Raw genomic sequence first — 15,690 nt, 5'->3', positions numbered from 1 at the left:
TAGCGATTAAATGCCATGATAGCTAAATTCTTCAACCTGCGAAGCCGGTAAGGTCCGGCGTCCAGCAAGAAGGGTACGTAGCCATGCTCGCCTTAGTCATATCTTCCGACAGCGCCACGCGCCTCCGGCTCGTCGAGGTGGAAGAACCTCGGCCCCTCGCGGACGAAGCGCTCGTCTCCGTCCACGCAACCTCGTTGAACCGGGGTGAACTGCGCCTGCTCACCATCCGTCCGAACGGCTGGAGACCCGGCCAGGACATCGTTGGAATTGTCGAACGCGCGGCCGCCGATGGCTCCGGGCCGGTCGTGGGCACCCGGGTCGCGGCCTTGGTCGACCAGGCCGGCTGGGCCGAACGGGTCGCCGTTTCAACCGACCGTCTCGCCGTCCTGCCGGATGAGGTCGGCTTCGTCTCGGCAGCCACGCTCCCCGTGGCGGGCACGACGGCGCTCAGGACTTTGCGCCATGGCGGTGACCTGGCCGGCCAAAAGGTCTTGATCACCGGTGCAAGCGGTGCCGTCGGTCGCTTCCAGATCCAGATCGCCCGCGAGCAGCGTGCTTCGGTGACCGCCATCGCCGCCGGCCGGCACCACGAGGATCTGCGTGGGCTGGGAGCCGAGCAGATCGTCGAGTCGATCGAGCAGGCCGAGGGGCCGTTTTCGCTGATCACCGAGTCGGTCGGCGGCAAAAGCCTCGCACATGCGATCGAACGCGTCGCGCCCGGTGGGACAATCGTCATCTTCGGTTCGAGCAGCGGCGAACTCACGCCGGTTGGATTCCGCCAGTTCGTTCCGGGTCACGAAGGGGCGAGGCTTCAGACGTTCGCCTACTACACGTCCGGTTCAGCTATCGGCGCTGACATCGCCGCGCTGCTCGCCGTGGTCGCCGCCGGACGGCTGGAAACCCGCGTGGCTATGACCGTGCCGTGGACGGAGATCGGACAAGCCCTGGACGCACTGCGCCAGCGCAGCTTCAGCGGCAAGGCCGTTCTCACCGTGACCGGATGAGCAGCCCTAGGCCCGACCAGTTCACACGTGCTGGCCGCCATTGATGTGGATTTCCGAGCCGGACACATAGGAGGACTGGGCCGAGCACAGGAAGAAGATGATGTCGGCGACCTCCGCCGTGGTGCCCAGGCGCCGCAGTGGAATGGTCTCGACGATCTTTTCCGTGCCCGGCGACAGGATCGCCGTGTCGATCTCGCCCGGTGCGATGGCGTTGACGCGGATGCCGTGCGGGCCGAAATCATGCGCCATCTCGCGCGTCAGCGAGCCAAGTGCGGCCTTCGACGTCGCGTAGGCGGTGCCGGCGAAGGGATGCACGCGGGTGCCGGCGATCGAGGTGACGTTGACGATCGAGCCTTTCGCGGCCGCCAGTTCCTTGAACAGGCCGCGCGCCAGCATGATCGGCGCGAAGAAATTGACCTGGAACACGTCGCGCCAGACATGCATCGGCGTGTCGATCGAGTTCATGCGGCTGTTGCCATCCCTGAGCTTGGGCGAAATCCCGGCATTGTTGACCAGCGCATTGAGCTGGCCGCCATGCGCTTCGAGCCGATGACGGATCTCCGACACGGCAATACCGACATCTTCCTGATCGGCGAGATCGACCTTGATGTGGTCCTCGGGACCGGCAGGCCACGGGCAATCCTCGGCGAAGGCCTGGCGCGAGCAGGTGATGACGCGCCAGCCCTCGCGCGAAAAGCGCTTGACCGTGGCATGGCCGATGCCCCGGCTGGCGCCGGTCAGCACGATGGTTTTTCTGGTGTCGAGTTCAGCCATGTCGCGGTCTCCGGCCGGAGGTGTAGCCGAACACCGTGGCGCTGGCGAGAGGCGGATTGACGCTCAGCCGCCACCGAGAATGTCGAGGATCGAGGTCCGCTTCTTCTTCAACGGACCGCCAACGCTGCCCGGAGGGACCGGATGCTCGACCGAGGCGGTCGTGCCATTGTCAGCCGGCATGTCAAAACCATCGGCATCGACGGTCTGGGCAGGCCGCGCCGCGCGGACCGGTGCTGGCCTCGCCGGTGCCGTCGCCTGCGCGATCGGCGCTTGCTGTCCGACCGAAGCCGACGGAACCGGTGCCGGCTGGTTGTTGTCGGCCGAGGGAATGTCGTCGGGCACAATGGTATCCGGCGGCGTCGACTTCCAGGTGCCGGGCAGCGGCCGCACCGGCACGCCCTCATGCGCGGCGACCATGAATTCGTGCCAGGCCTGCGCCGGCAGCGCGCCGCCGGTGACCTTCTTCATCGCCGTGCCGTCATCATTGCCGAACCACACGCCGGTGGTGAGATTGGCGGTGTAGCCGACGAACCAGGCGTCGCGCGAATTCTGGCTGGTGCCGGTCTTGCCGGCCGACGGCCAGGCGAAGGCCGCCTTCTTGGCGGTGCCAACCTCGACCGTCCCGGTCATCATCGAGTTCATCATGCCGACGATCTCGGGCTTGATCACGCGCGGTGCGCTGCCGCCGGCGCTGTCATAGAGCACCTTGCCGTCGGCTGTCGTCACGCGGCGGATGAAGTGGATGTCGGGCTTGTAGCCGCCATTGGCGAAGGGCACATAGGCCGAGGTCAGCTCCAGCGGCGTCACTTCCGAGGTGCCGAGCGCGATCGAGGTGTTGGCCAGCAGATCGGACTGGATGCCCATGCGGTGCGCGGCTTCCACCACCGCGTTCGGCCCGACCTCCATGGTCAACTGCGCGGCAACGGAGTTCAGCGACTTGGCCAGCGCCGTCGCCAAGGTGACTTTGCCAAAGTACTTGCCGCCGTAATTGTCGGGCGTCCAGTTGCCGATCTTGATCGGCGCGTCGTTGCGCACGCTGTCGGGCGTACGGCCGGCCTCGAGCGCCGCCATGTAGACGAACGGCTTGAACGCCGAGCCAGGCTGCCGGCGCGCCTCGGAGGCGCGGTCGAACTGGCTGGTCGAATAGTCATAGCCGCCGACCATGGCGCGCACCGCGCCGGAATCGTCGATCGATACCAGCGCGCCCTGGGTGACGTTGAGCTTCTTGCCGCTGTCGTCGATCAGCCGGCGGATCGACTGTTCGGCAAGCTTCTGCAGGTTCAGGTCGACGGTGGAGTCGATGACGATATCGCCGCGCACGTCGCCGATCAGGTCGGGCAGTTCTTCCATGATGGTGTCGGCGACATAGTTTTCCGAGCCGGTCCAGTAGGACGGCGAGCGCGTCGCCGGCGCGCTCAGCGCCGTCTTCAGCTCCTTCTCGCTGATCTTGCCCTCCTCGCGCATGGCGGCGAGCACCAGTTGCGAGCGCTCCTCGGCGGCCTTGGGATCGCGCGCCGGCGACAGCCGAGAGGGCGCCTTCAGCAGGCCGGCCAGGAGTGCGGCTTCCGACAGGGTGACGTCGCGCGCGCTCTTGCCGAAATAACGCCGCGAGGCCGCCTCGACACCAAAGGCACCGGAGCCGAAATAGACCCGGTTGAGGTACATTTCGAGGATTTGGTCCTTGGTGTGCTTGTGCTCCAGCCACAGCGCCAGCAGCACTTCCTGCACCTTGCGTTCCAGCGTGCGGTCGGGCTTCAGGAACAGGTTCTTGGCCAATTGCTGCGTCAGCGTCGAACCACCTTGCGAGAAGTGCCCGCCGGCGAGATTGGTGACCATGGCGCGCGACAGGCCGATCGGATCGACGCCGAAATGCGAATAGAAACGCCGGTCCTCGATGGCGATCACCGCCTCGGGAATATAGGGCGACATTTCGTGCAGGCCGACCGCTTCGCCGCCACTCATGCCGCGATTGGCCAGCAATTGCCCGTCGGCAGAGACGATCTTGATGTTGGGCGCGCGGTCCGGGATCGACCAGGTCGTGGCCGCGGGCATCTTGGCGCCGTAGTAGACAACGACGCCCGCGACCGCGATGCCGCCCCATATGGCGAGCACGAAGCACCAGTAGACCAGCCGGCCGAGCACGCCGAACAGGCCACGCCCGCTTCCACCGCGCCTCCCCCGGGCCGATTTCCCCTTCGATGATTTGCGTTTGGCGGAGGCTTTGCGGTTGCTCGGCACGACGCGGTCCTCCTCGCTCACCGAAAGACCCGTCTGGGATTTCGCCCGTGGCGGTCCCTCGAAGCTGGGCTCGATGCGGCTGTCTCTGCGGTTCGCCATGCGCTGCGCTGATGTCCCCGGTGCCAATGGCGCTCGGGTTGAAGAGTAGATGCGGCGATTTAAGGGCGGGTTAAGCAGGCCTTCGGCCAAGCCTTTGAATTTCGTTAGGAATTTGTTAATCCTGTTGCCGCCGGTCTTGGTGGCCGGATGACAGCCGGCTTATGCGATGCGAAGCCTCTGCTGGACCTCTTGGCCGCAACGCGCGCCTTATTTGCCTTCCCTACGTTTTTCGATCTCATAGGTCAGCCATCGGCAGAACATGCCGGCAATCGAAGCCGCCGCGCCGACAAGCAGACATGTGGTCAGCAGCGGGCTTTTGGAAGCGCTCGACCAACTGACGATGGCCAGCAGCACAACGCTCAGGGTTGAGATCAGATAGCCCACGCCCTTGAGCAAGTGCAAAGAAGCTTTTGTCATGCCCTGAAATCTCCTCGGCCTGCTCTTGGGAACATTCATTGCGCCTTGGAGTTCCATCCCGGATCAACCCGGAACGCGACAGAGGCGCCTCATGCCCGACTACCTCAAGCTGCCGACGACGACGAAGGGCCTAGTCAGGGTCGTCATCGAAACCCCGCGCGGTGCCGCGGCCAAGGTAGCCTATGAGCCGGCTATCCAGGTATTCGGCTATGTCCGCCCTTTACCAGTCGGAATGACCTATCCCTACGATTGGGGTTTCATTCCCTCCACATTGGGGGACGATGGCGATCCCCTGGATGGGCTAGTCATCCATCAGGCCGCCACGGGTCCCGGCACCGTCATCAAATGCAACCTCTTGGGTGCGCTGCGGGTCAAGCAGAAGGATCACGGCGGCGAGGCCCTGCGCAACGACCGTTACGTCTTCTGTCCTCACAAGGAGGACGCTGAGGACGAGCCCGTGGCCGCCGACCGCGTGCCCGAGCATCTCAGGCGCGAGATCGAACAGTTCTTTCTGTCATCGGTGCTTGGCACCGGCAAAACCATCAAGTTCAAAGGCTGGCAAGATGCCGGTGAAGCGCGCAGGGCAATCAAGAAGGGCATGAAGGCCTTTGCCGCCAAGCTGCGCAAGTAAGCATGGCCATTTTCTGGTGCGTTGTTCCGATCGATCAGGCGCTTAACGGCGCGCCACGCCCGGCTCGATCCCCGACCTCGTCTTCCCGATAATCGACGCCAGCGGATAGAAGGTCAGCGCCTGCTCCTCGCAAGTGACCGCAATGACACTGTTCGAGCGGTCGATGTCGAGACCCTTGGGGCCGCCTTCCTCGACACTGGCCCTGCCACGCAGAAAGGTCTCCTCGTCGAGCACGGTCACCGAGGCCGCGGGTGCCCGCTGGCCCCTCCAATCGCCGTCGCCGCCATAGACATGCACCATACGGCTGCCCGCGTCGGCGACGAGGATGTGCCGATCATCCGCTGTAAAGCGCACGCCGTGCGGATAGCCGGCGTGCTGCAGGACGCCGGCGGGTTCGCTGTCAGGCCCAAGCGAGGAGGACATGCGGTAGAGTTTTACATCCTGGGTGCCGTGGCTGCTGACGGCGATCCAGTCTCCGTCATGGCTGAGCGCAATGCCGTCGGGTATGTCGAGACCACGTTCGAGCAGCCGCTGGTTGCTCGTCGTGCGATAGCCGAGCCACCGGTTGACCACATGCTGGGTGACCAGATGCGTATAGTTGTTGCAGACCAGCAGGCTGACGCGGCCGCGCGACTCCGGCCTGACGGCAATCGAGCCCGGCGAATTCAGTTTGCAAGGCCGCCGGCCCTTTACCCGCCGAATGGCCGATATCTCGCGACTCTGGCCGGCTGGCTGCTCTCGAGGCAGGTTGAATATGGCGACCAGTCCATCGCGGTTGCCAATCGCCAGGGTGCGGTCATCGATGAAATCCAGGCCATGGATTTCGCCCATGTCGCCTGATGTCAGCTCCATGAAACCATGGATCGTGACATCGGGACCATCCGATCCGGCCTCGACGTCGATGCGCAGCACCAGCAGGCGCTTGCGCGCATAGCCGGCGATTGCCAGCAATCGATTGTCCGGTGAAAAGCGCAGGTCCTCCGTACGTCCGATCGCCGAAAGCGCCGCCCTCACCGCCGCGCTGGCCTTGAAAGCGATCCCCGGGATCATTTGCGACCCGCCCAGCGGATCGAACGCTGGAAGGGATCGAGAACCGTCCAACTGCTCGCTGTCCATTGACGACTGTCTGCCCCGCTTTGATGTCGCCGACTAAGCCCGATCGCGCGCTCGACGGTCAAGCGCAATGCAGGGGTTCCAGGCCATATCGGTTGGATATCCGCCGCCTTTGCGCTGACGCTGGTGCCCGATCCGCCATATGGTTGATGTCGCCGCCCAATCGGCGGCAGGCTCAGTTCTGCTGGATCGAAATGCCCTTGTCGTCGATCTTGAGTTCGACGCCTTTCGGCCTGGTCTGCTCGCGGTAGACGTAGACGCCCAGCGCGATGACCACGACGATGAGCGCGCCAATGATGAGATAAAGTGTGTTCTGCTTCATGGCGCGCCCTTTGTCGTGCCGAGCCTCAGGCTCGTTTCAGGACCTTGACCAGAACCAACAGGATGATGGCGCCGATCGTGGCGTGGATGATGGAGGCGATGATGCCGCCGCCGATCGAGAAGCCGATCCGTGGGAATAGCCAGCCGGCGATGAACGCGCCGACGATGCCAATGATGATGTTGCCGATCAGGCCGAAGCCGAAACCCGAAACGATGAGACCGGCGAGCCAGCCGGCGATGGCACCAATGATGATGAAGACGAGAAGGCTTTCGACACCCATAGCGGTTTCCTCCGAGCAAGAGGGCGAGCGCGGAGCGGAAGGCTCCGAATCGGCCCCGATATCAACGGCTTCAGGCTATGCGAAAGCACCCCGCCTAGCCAGCGACGCGCTCACTGGTCGTCGTCGTCGCCGGCAGTGGGCCGCCAGCTGGTCGGCTCGACCTTCTTCTGGGTGTGGCTGTCGGTGTAGACCCACCAGCCGCCGTCGCGGTATTGCGCTATGGATTCATTGAGGACGCCGTCGCTGTCCTTCCAGGTGACGGTGACCTTGGAGCCGTCGGTCGGCGCGGTCGATATCGGCTTTCTGTCAGCCATCTCATCCCTTTTTCAGCTGTGGGCGAAGATATCCTCTTCGGCCCAGCCCATCAGGTCAAGCTTGGACCGGGTCGGCAGAAAGCGGAAACAGGCGTCCGCCTCCTTCGTGCGCCCCTCGCGCGCCAGCCGCCCGGCCAGCACGTCGCGCAACCGATGCAGATAGAGGACGTCCGAGGCGGCGTATTCGAGTTGCTCGGGCGACAGCGTTTCGGCCGCCCAATCCGACGATTGCTGCGCCTTGGACAAGCCTACGCCGAGAAGCTCGAAGCAGATGTCCTTCAGCCCGTGCCGGTCGGTGTAGGTGCGCGTCAGCCGCGAGGCGATCTTGGTGCAGAACACCGGCTCGGGCATTACGCCAAACGCATTGTAGAGCACGGCGAGATCGAAGCGACCGTAGTGGAACAGCTTGGTGATGGTTCGGTTTCTCAACAGGCTGACAAGGTTCGGCGCCTTCTTCTGGCCCGGCGCGATCTGGATGACATCGGCGCTGCCGTCGCCAGGCGAAATCTGCACCACGCAGAGCCGATCGCGGTGCGGGTTGAGGCCGAGCGTTTCCGTATCGATGGCCACCGCCGCGACATTGTAGTGTGAGAGGTCAGGCAGATCGTTTTTATGGAAGCGGATATCGCTCATCGTCTTCTCCGGGTCGCGGCCTTCGGCGTCGCGCCTCCATCGAAGAAGCGCACACGCGCTCCAACACATTGCGCTGTCGACCCGTCCTCGCCGTGATCGGCGGAAAAATCAACAGAAAGTTGATTTTTCCGCTGTCCAGGGTTGTCCGCCTTACCGTGTCAGAGCATCCAGAATGCGCGCCCATGAGCGCTGCCCCTTGTGGAAGGAGCTGAGCTCGTATTTCTCGTTGGGCGAATGGATGCGGTCGTCATCGAGGCCGAAGCCGACCAGCAGCGATTCCATGCCGAGATAGGTCTGGAAGTCGCCCACCACCGGAATGGAGCCGCCGCTGCCGGTCGTCACCGCGGGCTTTGGCCATTCGTCCGAGAGCGCGATCTTGGCCTTGGCCAGGAAAGGCGAGTCATAGGAAAGCTGGATTGCCGGTGAACCGCCATGGGCGTGGAATTCGACCGAACAATCGGCCGGGATACGCTCCTCGACGAATTTCTGGAAAGCCGCGCGGATCTTCTTTGGATCCTGCTTGTGAACGAGGCGGAACGAAACCTTGGCCGAGGCTTCCGCCGCGATGACAGTCTTGAACCCCTTGCCGGTGTAGCCGCCGATGATGCCGTTGAACTCGGCGGTCGGCCGTGCCCAGGTCAGTTCCAGCACCGAGCGGCCTTTTTCGCCCGACGGGATCGACAGGCCGACAGGTCCGAGGAATGTCTCGGCCGTCTCGCCCAGTGTCTCCCATGATTTCAGCACCTGCGAGGGCGTTTCCTCGACACCGTCATAAAAACCCGGAATGGTGATATGACCGTCCTTGTCGTGGATGTCGGCCAACACCTTGGCCAGGATGCGGATCGGGTTGGCTGCAGCCCCGCCATAGAGGCCCGAATGCAGGTCGCGGTCGGCGGCCTTCACCGTGATCTCCTCGCCGACCAGACCGCGCAGCCCGACGCAGATCGACGGCGTGTCTCGGTCCCACATGCTGGTATCGCAGACCAGCGCGAAGTCGGCCTTGAGTTCCTCGGCATTGGCCTCGAGGAACGGCTTCAGCGAGGGCGACCCGGATTCCTCCTCGCCTTCGAACAGGATGGTGACGCGGCACGGCAGACTGCCGTGCACCTGTTTCCACGCACGGCAGGCTTCGACGAAGGTCATCAGCTGGCCCTTGTCGTCGGCCGAGCCGCGCCCGGTGATGACCTTGTGACCAGGTCCGATCTCCTTGATCGCGGGGGCGAAGGGGTCGTTTTCCCACAGTTCGATCGGGTCGACCGGCTGCACGTCGTAATGGCCGTAGAACAGCACATGCGGCGCGCCCGCCGGCCCGTCATGATGCGCAACCACCATCGGGTGTCCAGGCGTGTCGCGCACGCTGGCGTCGAAGCCGATCAGCTTGAGTTCCGCCACCAGCCATTCCGCCGCCTTGCGGCAGTCGGCGGCATAGGCTGGATCGGTGGAGATCGACTTGATCCCGAGCAGGCCGAAGAGCCGTTCCAGGCTTTGATCGAGATTCTTGTCGAGGCGGTCGAGGACAGGGGAAACTGCGGACATGTGCATAGCCTTTCGATTCAGTGCCGGAACCGTAAAGGCAGAGCGGCGAAACGAAAAGCCCGGGACAATTGGACCACGGCCCGCGACGGCGGCCGCGGGCAAAAAAAACCGCCGTGGTGGAGGGGGAACCACGGCGGTCTTGTACTCGAAACGATGCGGCAGCCCGGAGAGGGGGGATAGGCTGCCGCAGTTGTCCGGTATAGGCGGGGGACGGGCCTTGCTCCGGACTTCGGCGAAAACTGCCGATAACGTGTATTTGGGTCTCTGAACATGGCGATTCAAGGGCGTTAACGTTACACTTTTGTAACGTACCCGTGAGCGGGCCTGTATAACCCCGATCTGTCAGGGTTCCCGATCTGTCAGGGTGTTGACGGAACCTATGTCTGGCGATGTCTTTGGCATGGACCAAGCCATCGCGCCGCGCTATCCCTGCCGGCATGAAAAAAGGCGATCATCTCTTCCTCATTGACGGCTCTGGCTACATCTTCCGGGCCTATCACGCACTGCCGCCGCTGACCCGCAAGTCCGACGGCCTGCCGGTCGGTGCCGTTTCCGGCTTCTGCAACATGCTGTGGAAGCTGATGCAGGATGCCCGCAACACCGATGTGGGCATTGTGCCGACGCATTTCGCAGTCATCTTCGATTATTCCTCGAAAACCTTCCGCAACGACCTCTATCCCGAATACAAGGCCAACCGTTCGGCGCCGCCCGAGGATCTGATCCCGCAATTCGGCCTGATCCGCCAGGCAACCAGGGCTTTCAACCTGCCTTGCGTCGAGATGGAAGGCTTCGAGGCCGACGATCTCATCGCCACTTACTGTCGGCTGGCCTGCGAGGCCGGCGGCGACACCACCATCATCTCCTCCGACAAGGACCTGATGCAGCTGGTGGGCGACACTGTCGGCATGTACGACCCGATGAAGGACCGCCAGATCGGCATCCCTGAAGTCATCGAGAAATGGGGCGTGCCGCCCGAAAAGATGATCGACATGCAGGCGCTGACCGGCGACTCCGTCGACAATGTGCCAGGTGTGCCCGGCATCGGACCAAAGACTGCGGCGCAACTGCTCGAGCAGTTCGGCGATCTCGACGGATTGCTCGCCCGCGCCGGCGAGATCAAGCAGGAGAAAAGGCGGGAATCGATCATCGCCAACGCCGACAAGGCGCGCATTTCGCGCCAACTGGTGACGCTGAAGAACGACGTGCCGGTGGCCGAGGGGCTGGACGATTTCGTGCTGCATGCTCCCGACGGGCCGAAGCTGATCGGCTTCCTCAAGACCATGGAATTCACCTCGCTGACCCGCCGCGTGGCGGAAGCGACCGGCACGGAGGCCGGCGACGTCCAGGCCGTCGCGGTAACCGTCGAACGCGCGGACAACGCACATGGCCCCGACGTCGGTGCCGGAATGCCGCCTGTCGCCCGAAACGGGGCGGGCACCGAGCCTGGCCAGGCCGCTGAAGCCGAGACGGAGACGCCAAAACAAGGTGACACCCCTTCCCTTCTGGCCGCATTGCGGCTGGAGGGCGCGGCGACCGCCAAGATCGATACCTCGGTCTATCAGTGCATCCGCGATATCGCGACGCTGAAAGCCTGGGTGGCCGAGGCGCGGGAGGCCGGTATCGCTGCCTTCGACGTCAGGGCCACCTCGACCGATCCGATGCAGGCCGAACTGATCGGCATGGCAATGGCCACGGCGCCCGGCCGCGCCGCCTACATCCCCTTCGCCCACAAGAGCGGCAATGGCGACCTGCTCGGCGGCGGCATGCTCGAAAACCAGATCCCGCTTCGCGAGGCGCTGGCGGTGCTCAAACCACTGCTTGAGGACAGATCGGTCCTCAAGGTCGCGCAGAACCTGAAATATGACCTGGTCATCATGAGCCGCTACGGCGTCGATGTCGCGCCCTTCGACGACACCATGCTGATCTCCTACGTGCTCGACGCCGGCACCCCCCATGGCCACGGCATGGATGCCCTTGCCGACAAATGGCTTGGCCATGCCCCCCTTCAGCTCAAGGACGTGACCGGTTCCGGCAAGAGCTCTGTCGGTTTCGACCAGGTCGACGTCGACAGGGCGACCGCTCACGCCGCCGAGGATGCCGATGTGACGTTGCGGCTGTGGCTGGTGCTGAAGCCGCGGCTTGCCGCCAAGGGCCTGGTCTCGGTCTATGAACGCCTGGAGCGGCCGCTGGTGCCGGTGCTGGCGCGCATGGAACAGCGCGGTATCTCGGTCGACCGGCAGATCCTGTCCCGGCTGTCGGGCGAGCTGGCGCAAGGTGCGGCCCGGCTCGAAGAGGAAATCTACCAGCTCATCGGCGAGCGCATCAACATCGGCTCGCCCAAGCAGCTCGGCGACATCCTGTTCGGCCGCATGGGGCTGCCCGGCGGCTCCAAGACCAAGACCGGCCAGTGGTCGACCTCGGCGCAACTGCTCGAAGACCTTGCCGCGGAAGGTCACGAACTGCCGCGCAAGATCGTCGACTGGCGCCAGCTGACCAAGCTGAAATCGACCTACACCGATGCTCTGCCCGGCTTCGTCAATCCCGACACCAAGCGGGTCCACACCTCCTACGCGCTGGCCGCGACGACGACCGGCCGTCTGTCGTCCTCCGACCCCAACCTGCAGAACATTCCGGTGCGCACGGCTGAAGGGCGCAAGATCAGGACAGCCTTCATCACCGACAAGAGCCACCGTCTGGTGTCAGCCGACTACAGCCAGATCGAACTGCGCGTGCTCGCCCACGTCGCCGAAATCCCGCAATTGCGGCAGGCCTTTGCGGATGGCGCGGACATCCACGCCATCACCGCGTCTGAAATGTTCAACGTGCCCGTGGAGGGCATGCCGTCGGAAGTGCGCCGCCGCGCCAAGGCGATCAATTTCGGCATTATCTACGGCATCTCGGCCTTTGGCCTCGCCAACCAGCTGTCGATCCCGCGCGAGGAGGCAAGCGCTTACATCAAGAAATATTTCGAGCGCTTTCCCGGCATCCGCGACTATATCGAGGAGACCAAGGCCTATGCCCGCGAGCACGGCTTTGTCGAAACGATCTTCGGCCGCCGCATCCACTATCCCGACATCAGGTCGTCGAACCCGTCGCTGCGCGCGTTCAACGAGCGCGCCTCGATCAACGCCCGCCTGCAAGGCACCGCCGCCGACATCATCCGCCGCGCCATGATCCGCATGGAGGAAGCCTTGGACAAGGCCAAGCTGTCCGCCCGCATGCTCTTGCAGGTGCATGACGAACTGATCTTCGAGACGGTCGAGGCGGAAGTCGAGGCGACGATCCCGGTCGTACGCCACGTCATGGAAAACGCAGCGATGCCCGCGGTCTCGATGTCGGTGCCGCTGCATGTCGATGCGCGGGCCGCCAACAACTGGGACGAGGCGCATTGAGGCTGCGTTAGGCGGCCTCAGCGCGGCATTTCGCGCAGGTCCCGCGAAATTCGATCACCGCCTTCCTGGCGGCGAAGCCGGTCGAGTTGACCCATTCGTTCAGCCGGTGGTCGACGTCGTGATCGGACATTTCGGTCACTTGCCCGCAGCTGTCGCAAATGGCGAAGGCGGTCATCGAGTGGCTGTGGTCGTGCGGCTCGGCGCAAGCGACGAAGGAGTTGATGCTCTCCAGCCGATGCACGAAGCCTGATTTCACCAGCGTGTCGAGCGCCCGATAGACTTGTAGCGGCGCCCGAAAACCGCGCTCGCGCAGCTGATCGAGCAAGGTGTAGGCGCTGAGCGGCCCGCTGGCGGTCTCGAGTTTCTCGAGCACGCACAACTGGTTTTTCGTCAGCACATCCCTTGCCGCCATGGTTCTGTTCCAGCCTGCCCTGCGCCATCCCACGGCTGTTTGCTCACGCAAACGGCCTGATCCCATTCAGATAGCGACGAACCGCCTTCTTTGCTACTCTTCTGTTGCTGTCCCGAGCCGATCGATGACATGCCGGCACATTGGTGATGGCAGGCTTGATGACGGAGCGACATTCAAAATACTGCCAAAATCCTCGACGAGGATGGTTTCGCTTGGGAATTCGATCGGGCTTGGGGAAGCAATATGATCAAATTGACACGCCGAACGCTGCTTGTCGGCACGTCCGCGCTGATGGCTGCCGGCACGATTTCGTTCCGGGCGTTGGCCGCGTCGCGCACCTACCATGCGCTGCTCGTCGCCTGCACCGAATATCCGGCCTTGCCGCAGAGAAACTGGCTTATCGGGCCGAAGAACGATGCCGCCCTGGTGCACGAATACCTGCTGAAGAACGTGCCCGATCCGGTGCGATTCGCGCCGGAAAACGTCACGCTGCTGGCCAAGGACGTGCCCGGCGCCAAGGGCTTGCCGACCCATGCCGCGATCATGACGGCACTGGCCGACCTCGGCGCCAAGGTTCAGCGCGACGACTTTGTCTACCTGCATCTGTCCGGCCACGGCGCCCAGCAGCCCGAGAGGGTCAAGGGCGACGAGACCGACGGACTCGACGAAATTTTCCTGCCCGTCGACATCGAGAAGTGGATCAACAGGGATGCCGGCGTGCCGAATGCGCTGGTCGACAATGAGATCGGCGACGCGCTCGATGCCATCCGCGACAAGGGCGCCTTCGTCTGGGCGGTGTTCGACTGCTGCCATTCCGGCACCGCCACCCGCGCCGTCGATGTCGATGACGAGCTGGATCGCAAGGTCGAATTCGCCGACCTGGTCGGTGGCGACGAGGCGGCCAGGGCGGCAGCCATCAAGGCGTATGAGAACACCGTCGCAAGCGCATCGCGCGGCCTCGACGAGAATGGCCAGCGCAAGCCGGCCTTCAACCTGTCGCCGACTGGCGGCGAGCCAATCACCAAGGGCAAACTGGTCGCCTTCTATGCCGCGCAGACAGTCGAGACGACACCGGAGATGCCGCTGCCCAAGGGCACGGCCGACGCGCCACGCTTCGGCCTCTTCACGTTCACCATCCTGTCGAAGCTCGCCGAAAATCCCAATGTCACCTATCGCCAGCTTGGCCAGGCCGTGCTGCAGCAATATTCGGCCGACAGCCGTACCCGGCCGACGCCGCTGTTCGAAGGCGAACTCGACGCGCGCGTCTTCGGCACCGACAAGACGGATGCGGTCATGCAATGGCCCATTATCGTCAAGGACGGCGAGGCGACGATCGGCGCCGGCCTGCTGCATCGCCTCACGCCGGGCAGCAAGCTCGCCATCCTGCCGTCGGCGCTGTCGTCGCTATCCGACGCCGTCGGCTATCTCGAAGTGGAATCGGCCAAGAACCTGGAGAGCCGGGTCAAGCCGGTCGATTTCGACAAGAAGCCCGCACTCAAGGTTGCCGATATCCCCGCCAATGCGTATGCCCGGGTGGCGGAGATCGCCGTCGACTACATGCTCGCCGTTGCACGGCCGGCCGCGACCAAGGGATTGGAGACGGAAACGGCACTCGTCAATTCGGTTCTCGACGAACTTGCAGCGGCCAAGGAGACCGGCTTCAACATCGAACTGGTCGATCCGGGCAAGAGCGCCGAACTTCGCTTCGCGGTGATGCGCGAGAATGCCATTGCCGGCGCCGACGGGAACGCGACCGACAAGCCGGCCCTGTGGTTCCTGCCGGCTTCGGGCGACGTGACCTTGAAGGATGGCGGTAGGCCGCCGCTGATCATCATCCACCCCGACGACCGCCAGAAGCTTGTCGATGCGACGGTAAGGAATTTGCGCACCATCTTCCGGGCCACCGGTCTTTCCAGGCTGGCGGCCGCCTCCGACTACAAGCCAGAGGACGTCGACGTGCAATTCCAGGTCAAGCGTCGTGACAAGGACGGGCTGGAGCCGTTGCAGGCCTCGGTGGTGCCACGCGTCTCGCCCGGCGACGAGGTGCATGTGCTGGCGAAGAACAGGTCGGACCAGCTGGTCGACATCAATGTGCTCTATGTCGGCAGCGATTATTCGATCACTCACATCGTTGCCGAGCGCCTCGCCCCGCAGGCTACCGTCGAGGAAGGGTTGCTCGCCTTCACCGACACCAGCTTCGGCATGGAGCGGATGATCGCGGTGCTGACCGAGGCGCCGCCGGAAAGCGAAAAGGAGGATCTGAGCTTTCTGGCGCAGGACGGTGTCGCGTCGATGACGCGCGGGATAGGCTCCGCCAGCTTCTCCGACATGCTTGCCGATATCGGCGTGGCGCCGTCGACCCGATCGGTGATGCGGCTTGCCGACAAGAGCGGCCCGAGGGGAGCGGTGATGATCTTCCCGATGGAGACGGTGCCGCGCGCCTGAGAATCCAGGCGGGGGTGTTCATGGCCAGGCCTTGCACTGCCGGCACGATGGGGTGAAAACTTTTAGCCGCAGCGTCGGGA

14 protein-coding genes are annotated in these 15,690 nt (G+C 63.9%); 4 read left to right on the top strand and 10 right to left on the bottom strand.

The genetic code is table 11. The features are described from left to right. The first annotated feature begins 83 nt into the window (after nucleotides 1-83). Nucleotides 84-1,004, top strand: a complete 921-nt coding sequence (locus tag EN808_RS01375) for a zinc-binding dehydrogenase (RefSeq protein ID WP_135914981.1) — start codon at nucleotides 84-86, stop codon at nucleotides 1,002-1,004. Nucleotides 1,005-1,025: 21 nt separating this feature from the next. Here the strand turns inward: EN808_RS01375 and EN808_RS01370 are convergent, their stop codons facing one another. The 3 genes from EN808_RS01370 to EN808_RS01360 all read right to left on the bottom strand — a co-directional run bounded on the left by EN808_RS01370 (nucleotide 1,026) and on the right by EN808_RS01360 (nucleotide 4,532). Further along, nucleotides 1,026-1,778 (bottom strand): SDR family oxidoreductase, encoded by a 753-nt coding sequence (locus EN808_RS01370; RefSeq protein ID WP_127279360.1) that lies wholly within the window; start codon nucleotides 1,776-1,778, stop codon nucleotides 1,026-1,028. A 63-nt stretch (nucleotides 1,779-1,841) separates the two neighbouring features. After that, nucleotides 1,842-4,115 (bottom strand): transglycosylase domain-containing protein, encoded by a 2,274-nt coding sequence (locus EN808_RS01365; RefSeq protein WP_135914980.1) that lies wholly within the window; start codon nucleotides 4,113-4,115, stop codon nucleotides 1,842-1,844. Between the two features lie 207 nt (nucleotides 4,116-4,322). Further along, nucleotides 4,323-4,532, bottom strand: a complete 210-nt coding sequence (locus EN808_RS01360) for a hypothetical protein (RefSeq protein ID WP_127277475.1) — start codon at nucleotides 4,530-4,532, stop codon at nucleotides 4,323-4,325. Nucleotides 4,533-4,623: 91 nt separating this feature from the next. On the opposite strand from EN808_RS01360, the gene EN808_RS01355 reads away from it, so the two are divergent. After that, nucleotides 4,624-5,163, top strand: coding sequence for an inorganic diphosphatase (locus tag EN808_RS01355; RefSeq protein ID WP_135914979.1), 540 nt, complete (start codon nucleotides 4,624-4,626; stop codon nucleotides 5,161-5,163). Between the two features lie 42 nt (nucleotides 5,164-5,205). Here the strand turns inward: EN808_RS01355 and EN808_RS01350 are convergent, their stop codons facing one another. The 6 genes from EN808_RS01350 to EN808_RS01325 form a co-directional block, all read right to left on the bottom strand. Then, entirely contained in the window at nucleotides 5,206-6,213 is a 1,008-nt protein-coding gene (locus tag EN808_RS01350) for a hypothetical protein (RefSeq protein WP_135914978.1), read from the bottom strand. Nucleotides 6,214-6,451: 238 nt separating this feature from the next. Next, nucleotides 6,452-6,598 (bottom strand): hypothetical protein, encoded by a 147-nt coding sequence (locus EN808_RS01345; RefSeq protein ID WP_135914977.1) that lies wholly within the window; start codon nucleotides 6,596-6,598, stop codon nucleotides 6,452-6,454. A gap of 25 nt (nucleotides 6,599-6,623) precedes the next feature. Then, nucleotides 6,624-6,878 (bottom strand): GlsB/YeaQ/YmgE family stress response membrane protein, encoded by a 255-nt coding sequence (locus EN808_RS01340; protein WP_127277483.1) that lies wholly within the window; start codon nucleotides 6,876-6,878, stop codon nucleotides 6,624-6,626. Between the two features lie 110 nt (nucleotides 6,879-6,988). Further along, a complete protein-coding gene (locus EN808_RS01335; protein ID WP_135881418.1) occupies nucleotides 6,989-7,192 on the bottom strand; it encodes a hypothetical protein in 204 nt (67 codons plus the stop codon). A 12-nt stretch (nucleotides 7,193-7,204) separates the two neighbouring features. Then, nucleotides 7,205-7,825, bottom strand: coding sequence for a ribonuclease D (locus tag EN808_RS01330; protein ID WP_127277487.1), 621 nt, complete (start codon nucleotides 7,823-7,825; stop codon nucleotides 7,205-7,207). Between the two features lie 150 nt (nucleotides 7,826-7,975). Continuing rightward, nucleotides 7,976-9,367, bottom strand: a complete 1,392-nt coding sequence (locus EN808_RS01325; RefSeq protein ID WP_189522174.1) for a M20/M25/M40 family metallo-hydrolase — start codon at nucleotides 9,365-9,367, stop codon at nucleotides 7,976-7,978. A gap of 431 nt (nucleotides 9,368-9,798) precedes the next feature. Here EN808_RS01325 and polA point away from each other — a divergent pair, with 431 nt between their 5' ends. Further along, on the top strand, nucleotides 9,799-12,753 hold the full coding sequence (gene polA, locus EN808_RS01320; RefSeq protein ID WP_189524055.1) for a DNA polymerase I: 2,955 nt from the start codon (nucleotides 9,799-9,801) through the stop codon (nucleotides 12,751-12,753). A gap of 7 nt (nucleotides 12,754-12,760) precedes the next feature. Here polA and EN808_RS01315 read toward each other — a convergent pair whose 3' ends face one another. Further along, nucleotides 12,761-13,165 (bottom strand): Fur family transcriptional regulator, encoded by a 405-nt coding sequence (locus EN808_RS01315; RefSeq protein WP_127277494.1) that lies wholly within the window; start codon nucleotides 13,163-13,165, stop codon nucleotides 12,761-12,763. Between the two features lie 243 nt (nucleotides 13,166-13,408). On the opposite strand from EN808_RS01315, the gene EN808_RS01310 reads away from it, so the two are divergent. Further along, the gene (locus tag EN808_RS01310) at nucleotides 13,409-15,610 is read left to right on the top strand and encodes a caspase family protein (RefSeq protein ID WP_135914976.1); all 2,202 of its coding nucleotides are present in this window, start codon (nucleotides 13,409-13,411) and stop codon (nucleotides 15,608-15,610) included. Nucleotides 15,611-15,690: the final 80 nt, after the last annotated feature.

Source organism: Mesorhizobium sp. M8A.F.Ca.ET.165.01.1.1 (assembly GCF_004792065.1).
Classification (GTDB): domain Bacteria; phylum Pseudomonadota; class Alphaproteobacteria; order Rhizobiales; family Rhizobiaceae; genus Mesorhizobium.
Note: the sequence above shows the minus strand (reverse complement) of the source record. Positions and strands in the feature narration are given on the sequence as shown.